Below are 17,665 nucleotides of genomic sequence, written 5' to 3' on the forward strand. Positions count from 1 at the left end.
TATCTTGGGGTTTTCTATAGCAGACGGGGCATATCAGGTGCAATGGCTGTGGCCGAAACGCACTGGCAGCACTCTAGCTCAAGTGCCAACACGCTGTTTTCATTGAAAAGTAATTCTCACCGCGCAAACTTGTCATACAGAGGCAGCAAAGGAGGCGAAACATGCCCCGCAGTGAAACCGAAATGATGCTGAAAGGTTACGGGCTAACCACGGCAGAGTTCTTTTATCATATGCCCGACTATAGTCATGTGCTGAACAGCTATATCTGGCAGGATTACGACATCGCGCCAGACCATCCGCGTCTGTTCGAATTCGTCGAATTCTGGCGCACGGAACTAGATGGGCCGCTGCATTCGGTCCGTTTCACCCATCGCAAGCTGATCGGTCCCGGTGAGTGGCAGAACCAAGTGGGCGAGTTCACGCTACATTAAGCCAAAAGGCAGCCATCCAAAGGGCAGGGGCGTCAGGCCGAACAGCTCGCCCCGCCCAAGACACAGAACTTTGCGCAGTGCGGGTGGTTCAATGCCACATCACGCTCCGCCTCGGCCAAGGTCGTGCCAAGCTCGAACTCCGGGTCGTAGGGCAGCAGGGTGCAGGCCAGCACGGCAGGCTTCTCAGCGCCTTTGCGTTTGACCACCATACGAGAGGAAGAGCACATCACCGCATTTGGCGAAATATCCAAGATGCCCCAGCAGGCGGTGGTAATCTCTGGAACTTCAACGGTTTCGTCCATCTCTGGGAAAAGTACGGTCATGCCGGGGTCTTGGGCGTCGATGTCAAAGCCGTGCTCTGCGTAAAAGGCAGCATAGCCCGCGCGGCTATCGGCATCGCTATCGGCAAAGATCGAGCGCCCGGCCACGGCCATGCGGAACCCATTGTCGCGCAGCCATTCCATGCCCAGCAGCGTCTTGTCAAAAGCCCCTTCACCGCGCTCCGCGTCATGCAGATCGCGGCGGTAGTGATCGACGGAGATACGAAAGGTCATCTTGCCGGGATAGGCATCGCGCAGCCGCAACAGACCGTCTTGCACCGATTTGCGCATCATCGGGCGCATAGCGTTGGTGAGGATCAACACCTCATAGCCGCGCGCCAGTGAGGTTTCGGTGATCTCGATCATCTGCGGGTTCATGAAGGGCTCGCCCCCGGTAAAGGCGATTTCGCGCACCGGCCAGTCGCGCTCGACGATCTGGTCGAGGTAGTCGCGCACCTCTTCGGCGGTGATATAGACCAGCGCGTCATTCTTGGGGCTGGAGGCGATGTAGCAGTTCACACATTCGATATTGCACAGGGTGCCCGTGTTGAACCAAAGCGTTTCCGCCCCGCGCAGAGCGACGGTGGCGCGCGGTTCCCCCTTGGCGGTCACCGCCGGGTTCTGGAACTTGCCCTCGTTTGCTTGCGCAGTATCTTTCATGATTGGTCCTTGCGTGATCCCGTGTGTTCCTATCCAGTTGTGGTAAGGTATTGCGACCCTGCCTAAAAGTCCAAGCTGCGGGGCGCACAGTCTTGTGAACTGGGTAAAAATAAGTATGTTTGCGCTAACTCTGCTATCTCGCACAGACAAGGATTGATCAATGGTTTCGCGTGTTATCCCTGTCGACCCTTTCGATCTGGTCATCTTTGGCGGCACCGGAGATCTGGCCCGGCGCAAGATTTTGCCCGGTCTCTACCGCCGTTATTGCGCGGGTCAAATGCCCGAAGAGGCGCGGATCATCGGTGCCGCGCGCACCGAAATGGACGCCGAAGGCTACCGCGAGATGGTGTCAGAGGCGATCAGCGAATTTGGGGGCAAAGACGCCTGCGATAACCTTGATGCCTTTCTGGCCAAGCTCGATTACGTCGCCATCGACGCACGGGGAGAGACCGGCTGGCGTGAGCTACAGGAGTTGATGTCCGGGAAAGACCGGATTGAGGTCTACTATTTCTCCGTCGCGCCGGGGCTCTTTGGCGATTTGGCTGAACGCTTGCAGCAATGGGGCATGGCGGGCGCGGAATGTCGGATTGTCGTCGAAAAACCCTTTGGCCGCGATCTGGAGAGTGCGCGCGCGCTCAACGCGACATTGGCCACCTATTTTAAAGAGCAGCAGATCTACCGCATCGATCACTATCTCGGCAAAGAGACGGTGCAAAACCTCATGGCCGTGCGTTTCGGCAATATGCTGTTCGAGCCTCTGTGGAACCGCCAATATGTCGATCACATCCAAATCACCGTGGCCGAGACTGTTGGCGTCGGCGGGCGTGGGGAATACTACGACAAATCCGGTGCCATGCGGGACATGGTGCAGAACCACCTGATGCAGCTTTTGTGCCTGATCGCGATGGAGCCGCCCGCGCGGTTTGATCCGGATGCGGTGCGCGACGAAAAGCTGAAAGTGATCCGCGCGATCGACCCGGTGTTGCCGCATCATCTGGTCCGCGGTCAGTACGAGGCCGAAGAGGGCAATGAAGAAGAGGCGCCAAGCTACCGCGACGCCGTCGACAACCCGCGCTCGCGGACCGAGAGTTTTGTGGCGCTCAAGGCCCATATCAGCAATTGGCGCTGGCATGGCACGCCGTTTTATCTGCGCACCGGCAAACGCATGGTGGCGCGATCCAGCGAAATCACTGTGGTTTTCAAGGACACGCCCCATTCGATCTTTGCCGAAGACGCAGGCCGCCACCGCAATGTGCTGTCGATCCGCCTGCAACCGAACGAAGGCATCACCCTTGGCGTGACGATCAAGGAACCGGGCCCGGGGGCATGCGTCTGGTCGATGTGCCGCTCGACATGACCTTTGCCGAGGCGCTCGGCCCCGATGGGGGCGATCAGGTCGATGCCTATGAGCGGCTTATCATGGACGTGATCCGGGGCAACCAGACATTGTTCATGCGCGACGACGAGGTCGAGGCCGCCTGGGCCTGGACCGATCCGATCATCCAAGGCTGGGAGGCGCGTCACGACGTGCCCAAACCCTACGACAGCGGCTCTGCCGGGCCGACGGATGCGACAGAAATGATGCGGCGCGATGGCCGTGAATGGCGAAAGGTATCCCCATGAACATCATCGAATATGCGGACCGCGAAATGCTGGTGATGAATGTCGCCAACAAACTGGCGGGCAAGCTGAAATCGGCGCTTTCGGGCAATGACCGCGTGTCTTTCGCGGTGCCGGGCGGCTCTACCCCCGGGCCGATCTTTGAAATGCTCAGTGCCACCGATCTGGATTGGGAGCGCGTGGATGTGATGCTGACCGATGAACGCTGGGTCGATGAGCATGATCCGCTGTCGAACGCGCGTTTGGTGCGCGAGCATTTGTTGAACGACCGCGCTGCCGCGGCGCGGTTCATCCCCTTTTTCCGTGCTGGTCTGTCGCCGGGCGAAGGGGCAGAGGCCGTGGCCCCCAGTCTGGCCAGCCATATGCCGATCTCTGTGCTGCTGCTTGGCATGGGCGATGACATGCATACTGCATCGCTTTTCCCCGGCGACCCCGGTCTGCCTGACGCCTTGGCCGCTGATGCGCCACTGCTGTGCCCGGTCTACCCCGAGGGGCAGCCCACCGCGCGGGTCACGCTTCCTGCGCATGTCTTGGATGGGGCGCTGAACAAACATCTCGTGATTTTCGGGGAAGAGAAACGCGCCGCCCTTGAGCGCGCGCAGGGGCTTTCCCCGATGAGGCGCCGATCGCAGCGGTGCTGGATGAAACCGAAGTTTACTGGGCGGCATGATGAGCATTTGGCAAGACCTTCAAGAGCGGCAAAACGCCGTGGCGGACCGCAAGATAACCGCGCTGTTCGATGACCCGAACCGCGCCGAGGATTTCTCGCTCCGCACGCAGCACATGCTGTTTGACTACGCAAAGACCAATATTGACGCTGGTGCCCGCGCGGCGCTGTTGCAGCTGGTAGAAAACGCCAAGGTCACTGAGCGTCGCGATGCGATGTTCGCGGGCGCGCCGATCAATGAAACCGAAGGCCGCGCAGTATTGCACACGGCTCTGCGCAACCTTGATGGCGGGCCGGTCGAGGTGGCGGGCGAAGATGTCATGCCGCAGGTCCGCGACACGCTGGCGCGGATGCGCAGCTTTGCCGATCAGGTGCGCGGCGGCGACATCACGGATGTGGTCAATATCGGCATCGGCGGCTCGGACCTTGGCCCCGCCATGGCAACCCGCGCACTGACGCCCTATCACGATGGGCCGCGCTGCCATTTCGTCTCCAACGTCGATGGCGCGCATATCGCCGATACGCTGCGGGGGCTGGATGCCAAGACGACCTTGGTGATCGTCGCTTCCAAGACCTTTACCACCATTGAGACCATGACCAACGCGCGCACCGCGCGGGCGTGGATGCAGGACCATGGCGGTGACCCGGCTGCGCAATTCGCAGCCCTCAGCACCGCTGATGACAAGACCGCCGAGTTTGGGGTCGACCCCGCGCAGGTCTTCGGCTTTGAGGATTGGGTCGGCGGGCGCTATTCCGTCTGGGGGCCCATTGGCCTTTCGCTGATGATCGCCATTGGCCCCAAGGCCTTTGACAGCTTTCTGCGCGGCGCGCAGGAGATGGACCGCCATTTCTGCGGTGCCGAACCGGCTGAGAATATGCCGATCCTTCTGGCGCTGGTGGGCATCTGGCACAACCAAATCTGCGGCCATGCCACCCGTGCGGTGCTGCCCTATGACCAACGGCTTGAGATGCTGCCCGACTACCTGCAACAGCTTGAGATGGAATCGAACGGCAAGGGCGTGCAGATGGACGGCTCTGACAGCCCGCGCCACACCGGCCCGGTGGTCTGGGGGCGGCAGGTACCAATGGGCAGCATGCTTTCTATCAGTTGATCCACCAAGGCACCCGTGTGATTCCTTGCGAGTTTCTGGTCGCGGCCAAGGGGCATGAGCCTGACTTGCAGCATCACCATGACCTGCTGATCGCCAATTGCCTCGCCCAATCCGAAGCGCTGATGCGCGGGCGGTCTTTGGACGAAGCGCGGGCGATCATGCGCGACGCGGGGCTTTCGGGCGATGAGCTTGAGCGCCAAGCCCGCCACCGTGTTTTCCCCGGCAATCGGCCCTCGACCACGCTGGCCTATGAAACGCTCGATCCGTTCACCCTGGGCCAGATCATCGCGCTTTATGAGCACCGCGTCTTTGTCGAAGGGGTGATCCTCGGCATCAACTCGTTCGATCAATGGGGCGTGGAACTGGGCAAGGAATTGGCCAAGTCGCTCCAGCCGCTGGTCGAAGGAGAGGTCTCTGCCGAGGGCAAGGATGGCTCTACCGCCGGGTTGATCGGCTATATCCACCAGTATCGCGGCTAGGAACTGCTTCCAAAGTTGATTGAAAAACCGCGCAGGCAAACCCCGCCTGCGCGGGCCATTCTGCTGCCTATCGTTGCCGATTTCGACTTGCCGGAGGGGAAGGCTTGCAACTGCCCTGACCTTTGGACAGTCTCAAAGCAAATGATTGGAGGATCCCCATTATGCTTGGCCAAATGATGTCGCAGCCGCTGCTGATCTCAAGCTTGATTGCCCATGCCGAACGCTACCACCCCGAGGGGGAGATTATCTCGGTTTCAACCACAGGCGGGGTCGAGGAAACCAACTGGGGCAAGGTGGCCGAAAACGCACGGCGCTTGGGCTCGGCCTTGACCGATCTGGGGCTGTCACCGCAGGCGCGCTGCGGGACCATCGCATGGAACAATCGGCGGCATCTGGAGATCTACTTTGGCACCTCCGGCGCGGGCTTTGTCTGCCATACGATCAACCCCCGTCTTTTCGCCGATCAACTCATCTACATCCTCAATCACGCGGCGGATGAGGTGCTGTTCATCGACAAGACCTTCGTGCCGCTGGTCGCCGCGATCCGCGACAAGCTGGAGCATCTCAAGTATCTCGTGTTGATGTCCGGCCCTGATGCCGAGGCCGCCGAGGCGCTGCCGGGGCTGATTTTCTACGACGAGTTGGTGGCCTCAGGAAATGCCGGTTTCGACTGGCCCAATCTGGATGAGAACACCGCGTCGAGCCTGTGCTATACCTCCGGGACCACGGGCAACCCCAAGGGCGTGCTCTATTCTCACCGCTCGACCGTGCTGCATTCCTTCGGCATCAACATGGCCGACAGCATTGCCATCTCTGCGCGGGATATCGTCATGGCGGTGGTGCCCATGTTCCACGTCAACGCTTGGGGCTGCCCCTATGCCAGCGCCATGACCGGCGCGCGGATGGTACTGCCGGGGCCGAACCTTGATGGGGCGTCGCTGGTTGGCCTGATCGACACCTACCGTGTTTCCTTGGCGCTTGGCGTGCCGACAATCTGGCAGGGGCTGTTGGCGGCGGCCAAGAAGTCGGGCAGCGAGCTCACGAGCCTTGAGCGCACGGTGGTCGGAGGCTCGGCCTGTCCACCGTCGATGATCAAGACCTTCCGCGAAAAATATGGCGTTGAAACGATCCACGCTTGGGGCATGACCGAGATGTCGCCGGTGGGCAGTGTCAACAAACCCTTGGCAAAACACGGCGAATTGCCCGAAGACGCACAGCATAAACTGCGCGAGAACCAAGGCCGCCCGGTCTTTGGCGTTGAGCTTGAGATTTGGGGCGACGAAGGCAAGCCGCTGCCCCATGACGGCGAAACCCAAGGTGCGCTGGTCACGCGCGGGCATTGGATTTTGGACGCCTATTATCAATCTGACCGCGACAGCACCCTGCGCGATGGCTGGTTCGACACCGGCGATATCGCGACGATGGACAAGGACGGATATATCACCATCCGTGACCGGGCCAAGGACATCATCAAGTCGGGCGGCGAATGGATCAGCTCGGTCGAGCTAGAGAATATCGCCATCGCCCATCCCGATCTGGCCGATGCCGCCGTGATTGGTGCGACCCATCCCAAATGGGATGAGCGCCCGGTTCTAATCGCGGTAAAGGCCGAAGGGGCCGATCCGTCAGAAGCGGATATCCTCAAGGTCTTTGAAGACCAGATCGCCAAATGGCAGGTGCCGGATCGCGTGGTCTTTGCTGAGGCCCTGCCGCGCAATGCGACCGGCAAAGTGCTTAAACGCGATCTACGGGACCGTTTCGGTGATGTGTTGATGCAGGGCGAAAGCTGAGGTAGGCCGCCCCGGTCTGATCTGGGCCGGGGCGTTTTTAACCGCGTTTGGCGTCAGGCTGAGCGGCGCATCTCGCTGTCGGCCACGGGCCGGGGCAGGGTCAGCCGGAAGGTGCTGCCCACGTCGATCTTGCTTTCCAATGACAGGCTGCCGCCATGCAGAGTGGCCAGTTGCTCGGCAATCGCCAGCCCCAGACCCAAGCCGCCGTTCTCGCGTGACATGGAGCCGTCAACCTGCTGAAACCGCAGGAAAACGCGTGCGAGATTGTCCTCGGAAATGCCGCAGCCCGTGTCTGTCACGGCAAAGGTGATCTCCTCTGCGGTCTGATGCATCTTGAGGTGGATGTTGCCGGTGCGGGTGAATTTGATCGCGTTTGAGATGAGATTGTAGAGGATCTGCCGCAGGCGGACCGGATCGGCGTTGGCACTGGCTGTGCCGTTATCCTCATAGGTAAGCGTCAGCCCCTTGGCCTCGGCATCCGGGCGCAGGTCATCGGCGACCGAGCGGGCGATCTCGCTGGTTTCGATTTCTTGCAGATCAAGCTCCATCTTGCCGCGCGCGACTTTGGTCCAATCCAGCAGGTCTTCGACGAGACGCAGCATATGTTTGGACGATCCCGCGATACCGCCCGCTTGGTCCGAGACGAAGTTCTGGAATTCGTCCACGCTGTGGCGGATATCGGGCGTGGCGTTCGCGCTGTTGTTCAAAGCGGTCTGCAAGCGCCGGGCCTGAGGCAGTTTCTCGGCATGTTGCAAGAAGGTCGCCCGGCCCGAGATCACGGTAAGCGGGGTGCGCAGCTCATGGCTGACGTTGTTGAGGAATTCGGTTTTCTCGCGATCTGCCGCCTTGGCCGCGTCCAACGCGCGTTTCTCAGCCGTCACATCGGTCCAGATGCCCACGGTATAGCCATGCGGCGTGCGCGATTCCGTGACTTTGAGCCAGAAGTTGTCGGACACCTCAAGAATAAAGGCGCCGGTGGGATTGCGGAACCGCCCAAGGCGCTTGGCAATCCATGCCTCACGGTCTTCGACATTTTCGGGGTGCTGATGCCGCGCGACCCAATTGCGCAAAAGCTCCTCGATGGTTTTTCCGGGGATCAGAAGGTCAGCGATTTCAGGGTGATACTCAAGAAACTTGCTGTTGACGGTGACCAGGCGTTCTTTCTCATCGAAGGCGATAAAACCCTCTTGGATCGAACCGATGCCCTCGGCCAAAAGCGCATGGGCCTCTTGCTTTTTCAGCGTGACCCGGCGGAAGGCCCAGAGCCCCGCCATCAGTGCGATGGTCGCGATCAGAGCGAAAGCCACGAGGTAGGGGCTTTGCGGAGCATAAGGAGGCAGGCCGTTGGCAAGGCTTGCCGTGGCCTCCCATGTCTTGCCCAAAAGCTCGAACCGGGTGCGGACGGGCGCTGCGGGGTCGATGGTCGCGGGCGCAATATCGTCCGGCATGACACCTGTCGGGAAGGCGCGCAGGCTATAGATATAGTCAGCGGCTTGATGCGGGTTTTGATTCAGTTCAAACAGCCGGTCAGGCTGGAACACGATGGACATCACCCCCCAAAAGCGCGGCGCGCCAAGGCCGATGGGGCGCTCGAACACCGGGTAGTGCATGATATAGCCCTTGCCGCCTTGAACGAGGTTCAGCGGCCCTTCGATGGTTGGGCTCTGGCGGCGGTAGGCGTTTGCCACACCTGAAAGCTGCGTCGGAATGTTCTTATATTCCAGTCCGATAACCCCGGCGTTCGGGGTTTTGGGATAGCTATGGGTGATCTTGAGATCAGGGGCTAGGGCGAAAGCCTGAATGCCGGGGTTCCGATCCCGCAGCTCTTTGACCAGAAGTTCGATTTTCTTGTCTTTGAAGGCTTCGCCGGACAGCAGAATATTCTCGATGTTCTTTGTCACCAGAATGGTTTCTTGGAACTGGTGCTGCACCTGATTGCTGACTTCATGGAGCGTCTGCCGCGCATCCTGACGGATGCTGGCGATATGTTGTTCGTAATCCAATTTGACGATCGAATAGCTGATGCCAGCGACGCAGCACAGCACGATGAAATTGACGATGATATACGCCTTGGACGTTGCGTAGTCCCTGAACGCGTTTGCCACGCTTTTTTCCTTTGCCTGCCAGCGCATCTGACTTCGTTGGGCCATTTGCGCGTAAGTTACTTCCCTGCTGATTGCTACTTTTGCGGGCAATCATGGCGAAATTCGGACCAGAATGGGCTTTTCGTGGGTGACCCTAGGTAAGTTCGCGTGCCTTGGCCGCGATCATCCATGGTCGGCTTGGAAAGGGAGACTAGCGTGGAGCGGGTAACGAGAATCGAACTCGTAACTAAAGCTTGGGAAGCTGCCGTGATACCTTTTCACCATACCCGCGCGCTGAGGTTGGGATAATCGGCGCGCCGGGGAAGGTCAAGTCAGGGTTTCGTCGCGGTGACGAAATTGATTTCGGCGGGCAGGCGCAGGGGGCCGTTTTGCGCGTAGGACTGCAGGGCATCGGCAATGGTCTGCCGTAACTCGGCGACTTGGTCGGGGTTGGCGTCAAAATGGGTGATCGCGCCGCTGGCCGGGCCAATGTCACACATCTGCTGGGCAAGGTCATCGACCGTGCCTGCGGGGGTGAGGTCAAGTTGGGTCACCTTGCATGCGATATCGGCAAAGCCCGCTGCCGCGAGGATCGAGACAACACGTTCGGGGTCACGAAAGGCAAAAGGGCCGGGCGCGTCGGGGTCGCTTTTGGGCATGGCACCGATGGTGGTACGGGCCGCGCGGGCGGGCAGGGTAAAGAAAGGATTTTCGGGGATCTGCCCCCAAGCGGCAAAGCTAAGCCTTGCGCCGGGGCTGAGTTGCGCGGCCATCTGCGTAAAGCTTAGCACCGGATCCGCAAAGAACATCACCCCAAAGCGCGAGATCAGCCGGTCGTAGGCGGGCTCAAGTTCAAGCTCGGTCGCGTCGCCATGGTGAAAGGCCACTTGGGGCAGGGCGGCGGCACGCTGCCGCGCGAGGTCCAGAAGCGGGGCAGAGACATCGACGCCCAGCACCGCGCCCTCATCGCCCACCGCATTGGCCGCCGCAAGACAGCCAGCACCCGCCCCACAGCCGATATCCAGCACGCGCAGCTTCGGCGTCAGTTCGGCGCGGGCCAGCACGCCGTCAAGCACCGGCTGCATGAGGATATCCAGCTCCGCTTGCCGCGCGGCCCATTTTCGGCCCGCCGCCGCGCTCCAGAATTCGACCTGATCGTTGTTGTCGGGCGTGCTCATCACGTGGCCTTTCTTCTGCGACGGCGTCCGCCGCGCTCGCCCCCGGCGCCGCCTGTGCCGCCGCCGCCGGTATTAAAGGTCACGTCCGGCAGGGCGACGAGGCTGTTGAGAATGGGGAAGGGTTCCACTGCATTGGGAATGGCAGAAGCATTGACGAAATGCTCTTGAAAGCGTGGTTCGACGGCGGTCTCGATCTTGTGGATGGCGCGCACAGTCGCCTCAATCTCAGCCCGCGCATCGGTGTTGAGCAGGGCAATCCGCGCACCGGTGCCTGCGGCATTGCCCGCGCTGGTGACCTTTTCGAGCGGGGCGTCGGGGATCATGCCCAGCACCATCGCGTGTTTGGGGCTGATATGGGCGCCAAAGGCCCCGGCCAGCACCACCCGGTCGACTTTGTCGATGCCGAATTTGTCCATCAACAGACGGGCCCCGGAGTAGAGCGCTGCCTTGGCCATTTGGATTTCGCGGATGTCGCGGTTGGTCACCGTGATCTTTGGGCCGCCCTTTTCGGTGCCGTCGTAGACCAGATAGCTGTTGGTGCGCCCATCGGCGAAAACCGACGCCGAGCCTGTCTGCTCGGCGCTGCCGATCAGCCCCGGCGCGTCGACGATGCCGTGAATGCGCATCTCTGCGACCATCTCGATTATGCCCGAGCCGCAGATGCCGGTGATCCCAGTGCTCGCGACGGCCTCTTCAAAGCCTTCCTCATCGGACCAAAGGTCGCAGCCGATCACCTTGAACCGCGCCACTTTTGTCTCGGGGTCGATCTCGACCCGCTCAATCGCCCCCGGTGCCGCGCGTTGGCCCGAGCTGATCTGCGCACCCTCGAAAGCAGGCCCGGTGGGAGAGGAACAGGCCAACACCTTTTCCTTGTTGCCCAGCAGGATTTCCGCATTGGTGCCCACATCGACCACCAGCATCAAATCATTCGATTTTTCCGGCGCCTCTGACAGGGCAACGGCGGCGGCATCTGCGCCCACATGGCCCGCAATACAAGGCAGCAGATAGACGCGGGCGGAGGGGTGGATGTTCAGATCCAAGTCTTCTGCCCGCAGGCGCAGCGCGCCGGACGTCGCCAGCGCGAAGGGCGCTTGGCCCAACTCAAAGGGGTCAATGCCGAGCAGCAGGTGGTGCATCACCGGGTTGCAGACAAAGACCGCATCGACGATCAGGTCCGGCGCGACATTCCCTTCGGTCGCGATCTGGGTAAATAGCGTGCTCATCCCCTCGCGCACCGCGCGGGTCATCTCCTGCGCGCCGTCGGGGTTCATCATCGAATAGCTGACGCGGCTCATCAGGTCTTCGCCAAACCGGATCTGCGGGTTCATGACCCCGGAGGAGGCCATGACCTCTCCGGTTTGCAGATCACACAGATGCGCCGCGATGGTGGTGGAGCCAAGATCGACCGCCAGCCCGTAGACCGTTCCTTCATAATATCCCGGCCAAATGTTCATGATCCGGGCCGCGTTCTCTTGATCGCCCAGATGCACGGCGACGGTCACCTTCCACGCGCCCTTGCGCAGGACCGGCTGCATCATTTGCAGTATGTGCAAATCGGCGGTGACTTTCTCCAGTTCCCACTGTTCGGCCAGCGCGGTGCGCAGGCGCTCCAGATCGCCCGAGGGTTCGTGCATGTCGGGCTCTGTCACCTCGACGTAGAACAGTTTTACCGATGGGTTCAGCACGATCTCCCGCGCCTCGGCGCGTTTGCGCACGACCTGTTTGTGCACTTGGCTCTCTGGCGGCACGTCAATCACCACGTCGCCCTGCACCGTGGCCTGACAGCCCAGACGGCGGCCCTCTTTCAGCCCGCGCTTTTCGTCATAGCGTTCCTCGACCGCGTTCCAGTCGCTCAGCGCGTCAGGTGCGACGGTAACGCCATGTTTGGAAAACTGCCCGTAGCCAGGCGAGACCTGACATTTCGAACAGATGCCGCGCCCACCACAGACCGAGTCCAAGTCAACGCCTAACTGCCGTGCAGCGGTCAGCACCGGTGTGCCTTTGGGAAAGCGCCCTCTCTTGCCAGAGGGCGTGAAAATCACGAGGGGATCACTGCTCATCGGGGCCGTCCTTTGTTTCTTTGCGCCACCATAGCGTTCCGCGCGGCGGGGAAAGATGCGGGGCGGCAATTCGTGCCGCGCCTACGTCATTCCATGTTCATGCCTTACGCGGGGGAATAGGCCTTTCCAATCCCTGCCATCCGTGAAATAGGAAACCGCCAAATGAACCCATCCAGACCCGAGGTGTTAAATGGAGATTCGTGAGGCCCTGACCTTTGATGACGTACTGCTGGTTCCCGCGGCGTCTTCTGTGTTGCCATCTACCGCAGATACAAGAACCCGCGTCACGCAGAGCATCGCGCTCAATATCCCGCTGCTCAGCTCGGCCATGGATACGGTGACCGAAAGCCGTATGGCGATTGCGCTGGCGCAGGCCGGGGGCATGGGGGTGGTGCACCGCAACCTCACGATCGAAGAGCAGGCCCGCGAAGTGCGCCGGGTCAAACGCTTTGAATCCGGCATCGTCTACAACCCGATCACCCTGCGCCCCGACCAGACGTTGGCGGATGCCAAGGCGCTGCAAGAACGCTACCGCGTGACGGGTTTCCCGGTGGTGGATGAAAATGGCCGCGTGCTGGGCATCGTGACCAACCGTGACATGCGCTTCGCCTCTGACGACCGCACGCCGGTGTCGGTGATGATGACCTCCGAGCGGCTGGCGATCTTGCAAGAGCCTGCCGACCGGGACGAGGCGATCAGCCTGATGAAATCCCGCCGGATCGAGAAACTGTTGGTCACCGATGCCAGCGGCGTGCTCACCGGGCTTTTGACCCTGCGCGACACCGAACAGGCCGTGCTGAACCCGACCGCCTGCAAAGACGATCTGGGCCGGCTGCGCGTGGCTGCGGCGACCACCGTGGGCGACGCGGGTTTCGAGCGTTCTGAGGCGCTGGTCGATGCGGGCGTCGATATGATCGTGATCGACACGGCACATGGCCATTCCGAAGGCGTGGCCCATGCGGTGACCCGTGCCAAAAAGCACTTCGGCGATGTGCAGGTCGTCGCGGGCAACGTCGCCACCGGTGCCGCCACCCGCGCATTGATCGACGCGGGCGCGGATGCTGTGAAAGTAGGCATCGGCCCCGGCTCCATCTGCACCACGCGGATGGTCGCGGGCGTGGGCGTGCCGCAATTAACCGCCATTATGGATTGCGTGGCCGCCGCCGGTGACGTGCCGATCATCGCCGACGGTGGCATCAAGTTCTCCGGCGATTTCGCCAAGGCGATTGCCGCTGGTGCCTCTTGCGCCATGGTCGGAAGCATGATCGCGGGCACCGACGAAAGCCCCGGTGAAGTCGTTCTTTATCAAGGCCGTAGCTTCAAAAGCTACCGTGGCATGGGCAGCATGGGCGCCATGGCGCGCGGCTCGGCGGACCGGTATTTCCAAAAGATGCCGCCTCTGACAAACTGGTGCCCGAGGGTATCGAAGGTCAGGTGCCCTACAAAGGCAGCGCGGGCAATGTGCTCCACCAGCTTGTGGGCGGTTTGCGCGCGGCGATGGGCTATACCGGATGCGCCACGGTCGATGAGATGCGCCGCAACTGTAGCTTTGTGAAGATCACCGGCGCGGGGCTGAAGGAAAGCCATGTGCATGACGTGCAGATCACCCGCGAAAGCCCGAACTACCGTATCGGTTAACCCATAAAAGCAACGGCTTAAGAGCCGTTCTTTACCTAAGGAAGATGCCATGACCCCGGGCGCGCGTGTATCGGCTGCGATAGAAGTTTTGGATGCGATCGCCGGGGGCTGGCCGCCGAACAGGCGCTGACCCGCTGGGCGCGGCAAAGCCGTTTTGCAGGCTCCAAAGACCGGGCCGCCGTGCGGGATCATGTCTTTGACGTGCTGCGCCAGAAACGGACGGCGGCCCATTACGGCAGGGGAGATAAGGGCCGTGCCCTGATGATCGGTGTGCTGCACGGGCAAGGCGCTGATCTAGACGCCCTGTTCACGGGCGAGGGGCACGCGCCCACGCCGTTGAGCGACGCGGAACGTGCTTTCCCACAGCCGCCCGAAGACCGCGCCACAATGTTGAATCTGCCCGATTGGCTGCTGCCTTTGTTCGACGCAGCGCTCGGGGAAAAGGCGGATGCCGCAGCCATGGCGCTTCAGGAACGCGGGCCGATCTGTCTGCGGGTCAACACGGCGCGGATCGCGGTGCCTGCCGCGCAGGAATTGCTGGCGGAGGAGGGCGTTCAAACCCGAGCCAACCCGCTTGCCGATGCCGCGCTAACCGTAATTGAGGGGCAACGCCGGATCCGAAATTCCTCCGCCTTTGCAGATGGCTACGTGGAATTGCAGGACGCGGCGAGCCAAGCAGTCGTGGCCGCCCTGCCGCTGGGGGGCGGGTACTGGACTACTGCGCCGGGGGCGGTGGCAAGGCCTTGGCTCTGGCCATGGACGCCACGCGCGAGATCACGGCCCATGACATCGACCCGCGTCGGATGAGCGACCTTTCCCCGCGCCGCGCGCGCGGGTGTTGAGATTTCCCTGGCCGATACCGAAAAAGCCGAAGCTGGCGCGCCCTATGACCTCGTTCTCTGCGACGCGCCCTGTTCGGGGTCTGGCGCATGGCGCCGCGCGGCAGAGGGGAAGTGGACCCTGACCCCCGACCGGCTGGCTGAACTGACTGCCATTCAAGACCAAATTCTCGATACAGCAGCGTCACTTACGCAACCCAACGGCGTTTTGGCCTATGCCACATGCTCGCTTTTCCGAGAGGAAAATGAGGCGCGGGTTGAGGCATTCTTGGCCCGTCACCCGGGCTGGAAAATCGCCCGGATGGACCGTTATGACGTGACTGCCGAGGGCGACGGCTTTTTCTCAGCACAGTTGACGCGCGAGTAATTTACCCCATAATCAACCAATGCGTGCAAGTGTTCTAGGGTTAAAGCCTGCTTAACCTCTCTCGCGCGTAATAGTCCTATGATTCGGTTGTTAGGGGAATCGCGTGCAGCAGGGCGTCGGGCATTCAGGGATTGGCGGGCAGGCCGGGCTCATGCGGCTGTGGCTGCTTGGGGCGATGGCTGTGGCCACCGGTGCGCTCGCGCAGCGCAGCGCCGAGGCGTCGTTGAAGCTTGGCCTTACCGCAGCGGCGGTCACGCTCGGCTTGATTTCAATCGGTTACATGGCCCTCCGCCTGCGGGCGCGGATGCTGAACCAAGCCAGCACCGACGGAGTCGCCGATTTCATTGCAAATGACGGCACGCCCAGCTTTATCGCGTCGATCGACCGACAAGTTATTTACCGCAATGAAGCGGCTCAGAAGCAGTTTGGCGACGGCAGCGGAGAGACCCTCGCGCAGGCCCTGCGAACGCATTTCTCCAACCCCGTGGGTCTTCTCTACCGTCTGCAGTCCCGTGCTACGGCAAGCGGTAACGCGCGGGAAGAAGTGATCACCCGCGTCGGTCCGGTGCGCATATCCGTACACCATGTGTCGGCTGACCGTTTGCTTTGGCGGGTTGAACCAGCACCAGCCCGCGCGGGCCCCCGTGCCACCCAAGATAGCATGGCCTTGCCGATGGTCATGGTGGGTCGGGGCGGGACGATCCTTTACATGAACGAGGCGGCGCGTTTGTTCGTCGGGGACCGGGTGAAGTCCTTGGACCGATTGTTCAACGCCCTGCCACTGATATCGGGAACCGTGGCGGAAATATCCACCGCACAGGGCAACCGTCAGGTATTGGTGGCCGAAGTCGACGCCGGTGCCAACCGCCGTGCACTTTACCTCTTGCCTCCGCCCGATGGGGGTGTCTCAGCCAGTGAATTGGGATGGGAAACTTTTCAAGACCTCCCCGTGCCGATGATCAAGCTGGGGCCGGATGGGACCGTATTGGCGTTCAACCGAATGGCGGCCAAACTGCTCGGCGTCTCCCTGCGACGCGGCGCGCATCTTTCACAGCTAATGGAGGGACTGGGCCGTTCTATCTCTGACTGGTTGAATGACAGTCTCGCAGGGCGATTGGTGCAGAAATCCGAATTTCTCAGGCTGACCCGCACGGATCAGGAGATTTTTGTACAGGTCTCGCTGAACCGGATATCCGAAGGCGGAGAGGCCGCCCTGATCGCGGTGCTACAAGACGCAACCGAACTGAAATCGCTAGAGGCGCAATTCGTGCAGAGCCAGAAAATGCAGGCTATTGGTCAGCTGGCTGGCGGTGTGGCGCATGATTTCAACAACCTTCTGACCGCAATTTCGGGCCATTGCGACCTCCTCTTGCTGCGCCATGACCAAGGCGATCCGGATTTCAGCGATCTGGTCCAGATTAATCAGAACGCCAATCGGGCAGCCGCGCTGGTGGGGCAGCTCCTCGCCTTCTCCCGCAAACAAACCCTCCGGCCCGAAACGCTGGACATGCGCGATACCTTGGCCGACCTTACCCATTTGCTGAACCGTCTGGTGGGCGAGAAGGTAACGCTAACCTTAAGCCATGACCCGGTCCTTGCGCCGATCCGTGCGGATAAACGCCAGTTGGAGCAGGTGTTAATGAACCTCGTTGTCAATGCCCGCGATGCGATGCCCGCCGGGGGTGAAATTCGCATCCTGACGGAGGTGACAACACTCGACCAACCACTCGAGCGGGACCGGGTCAGCGTTCCCGCCGGGCGCTATGTCACAGTGCAGGTCCACGACGATGGCACCGGCATCCCGAAAGACAAGCTGCAAAAAGTGTTCGAGCCGTTTTTCACTACCAAACGCACAGGCGAGGGGACCGGCCTTGGCCTCTCCACCGCCTATGGGATCGTCAAACAGACGGGCGGATTTATCTTTATCGACAGTGAGTTGGGGCGTGGAACCTGTTTTACTCTGTACTTTCCCGTGCTTGAGGGGCAGCCGCATACGGTTTCTCGAAAGACCGCCTCGCAGCCCGATCAGGGCCCACTGCAGCGTTCCGATGGGGTAATCCTGCTGGTCGAAGATGAAGCGCCGGTTCGGGCATTTGCCAGCCGTGCCCTACGCCTGCGCGGCTACACGGTGCTTGAAGCGGAATCCGCCGAAGCCGCACTGAAGATGCTCGAAGATCAAGAACTGGATATCGACGTCTTTGTAACGGATGTCGTCATGCCCGGCATGGACGGGCCAAGCTGGGTGCGCCAAGCTTTGAAACAACGACCGGACGTGCGGGTCGTTTTCGTTTCTGGCTATGCAGAGGACAATTTCGGGCAGGAACAGTCGAAAATTCCCAACTCGGTTTTTTTGCCCAAACCCTTCTCCCTGACCGATCTGACCAATACGGTACATAACCAGTTACACTAAGCTGAGGGCA

At 61.0% G+C, this 17,665-nt stretch carries 7 protein-coding genes, 1 tRNA gene and 5 pseudogenes; 8 read left to right on the plus strand and 5 right to left on the minus strand.

The annotated features are described in order from the left end of the window. The first annotated feature begins 161 nt into the window (after positions 1–161). The gene (locus ACFQAU_RS15205; RefSeq protein WP_132443332.1) at positions 162–431 is read left to right on the plus strand and encodes an usg protein; all 270 of its coding nucleotides are present in this window, start codon (positions 162–164) and stop codon (positions 429–431) included. 32 nt (positions 432–463) lie between these two features. Here the strand turns inward: ACFQAU_RS15205 and ACFQAU_RS15210 are convergent, their stop codons facing one another. After that, positions 464–1,411 (minus strand): radical SAM protein, encoded by a 948-nt coding sequence (locus ACFQAU_RS15210; protein WP_132443333.1) that lies wholly within the window; start codon positions 1,409–1,411, stop codon positions 464–466. Positions 1,412–1,571: 160 nt separating this feature from the next. Here ACFQAU_RS15210 and zwf point away from each other — a divergent pair. From zwf to ACFQAU_RS15230, 4 genes and pseudogenes are all read left to right on the plus strand, one after another. Beyond that, a pseudogene (gene zwf, locus ACFQAU_RS15215) lies at positions 1,572–3,034 on the plus strand (glucose-6-phosphate dehydrogenase). Continuing rightward, a pseudogene (pgl, locus tag ACFQAU_RS15220) lies at positions 3,031–3,701 on the plus strand (6-phosphogluconolactonase). Before zwf ends, pgl begins: the two co-directional pseudogenes overlap by 4 nt. Then, positions 3,698–5,289: pseudogene (pgi, locus tag ACFQAU_RS15225) on the plus strand (glucose-6-phosphate isomerase). Before pgl ends, pgi begins: the two co-directional pseudogenes overlap by 4 nt. Before the next feature lie 161 nt (positions 5,290–5,450). Further along, the gene (locus ACFQAU_RS15230; protein ID WP_132443335.1) at positions 5,451–7,079 is read left to right on the plus strand and encodes a long-chain fatty acid--CoA ligase; all 1,629 of its coding nucleotides are present in this window, start codon (positions 5,451–5,453) and stop codon (positions 7,077–7,079) included. 53 nt (positions 7,080–7,132) lie between these two features. Here ACFQAU_RS15230 and ACFQAU_RS15235 read toward each other — a convergent pair whose 3' ends face one another. The 4 genes from ACFQAU_RS15235 to ACFQAU_RS15250 all read right to left on the minus strand — a co-directional run bounded on the left by ACFQAU_RS15235 (position 7,133) and on the right by ACFQAU_RS15250 (position 12,401). Next, entirely contained in the window at positions 7,133–9,184 is a 2,052-nt protein-coding gene (locus tag ACFQAU_RS15235) for an ATP-binding protein (protein ID WP_132443336.1), read from the minus strand. A 196-nt stretch (positions 9,185–9,380) separates the two neighbouring features. Continuing rightward, a tRNA-Gly gene (locus ACFQAU_RS15240) sits at positions 9,381–9,454 on the minus strand. A 41-nt stretch (positions 9,455–9,495) separates the two neighbouring features. Then, positions 9,496–10,341: a class I SAM-dependent methyltransferase gene (locus tag ACFQAU_RS15245; RefSeq protein WP_132443337.1), complete on the minus strand. Its 846-nt coding sequence runs from the start codon at positions 10,339–10,341 to the stop codon at positions 9,496–9,498. Beyond that, positions 10,341–12,401 carry an ASKHA domain-containing protein gene (locus ACFQAU_RS15250; RefSeq protein WP_132443338.1) on the minus strand — a complete coding sequence of 687 codons (2,061 nt, stop codon included), beginning with the start codon at positions 12,399–12,401 and terminating at the stop codon, positions 10,341–10,343. The genes ACFQAU_RS15245 and ACFQAU_RS15250 overlap by 1 nt, the downstream gene beginning before the upstream one ends. A gap of 190 nt (positions 12,402–12,591) precedes the next feature. Here ACFQAU_RS15250 and guaB point away from each other — a divergent pair. The 3 genes and pseudogenes from guaB to ACFQAU_RS15265 all read left to right on the plus strand — a co-directional run bounded on the left by guaB (position 12,592) and on the right by ACFQAU_RS15265 (position 17,655). Beyond that, positions 12,592–14,039, plus strand: a pseudogene (guaB, locus tag ACFQAU_RS15255) (IMP dehydrogenase). 49 nt (positions 14,040–14,088) lie between these two features. Further along, positions 14,089–15,245, plus strand: a pseudogene (locus ACFQAU_RS15260) (RsmB/NOP family class I SAM-dependent RNA methyltransferase). 175 nt (positions 15,246–15,420) lie between these two features. Next, positions 15,421–17,655: an ATP-binding protein gene (locus ACFQAU_RS15265; RefSeq protein WP_409202470.1), complete on the plus strand. Its 2,235-nt coding sequence runs from the start codon at positions 15,421–15,423 to the stop codon at positions 17,653–17,655. Positions 17,656–17,665 lie beyond the last annotated feature (10 nt).

Source organism: Sulfitobacter profundi (assembly GCF_042661425.1).
GTDB classification, from domain to species: Bacteria; Pseudomonadota; Alphaproteobacteria; order Rhodobacterales; family Rhodobacteraceae; genus Sulfitobacter; species Sulfitobacter profundi.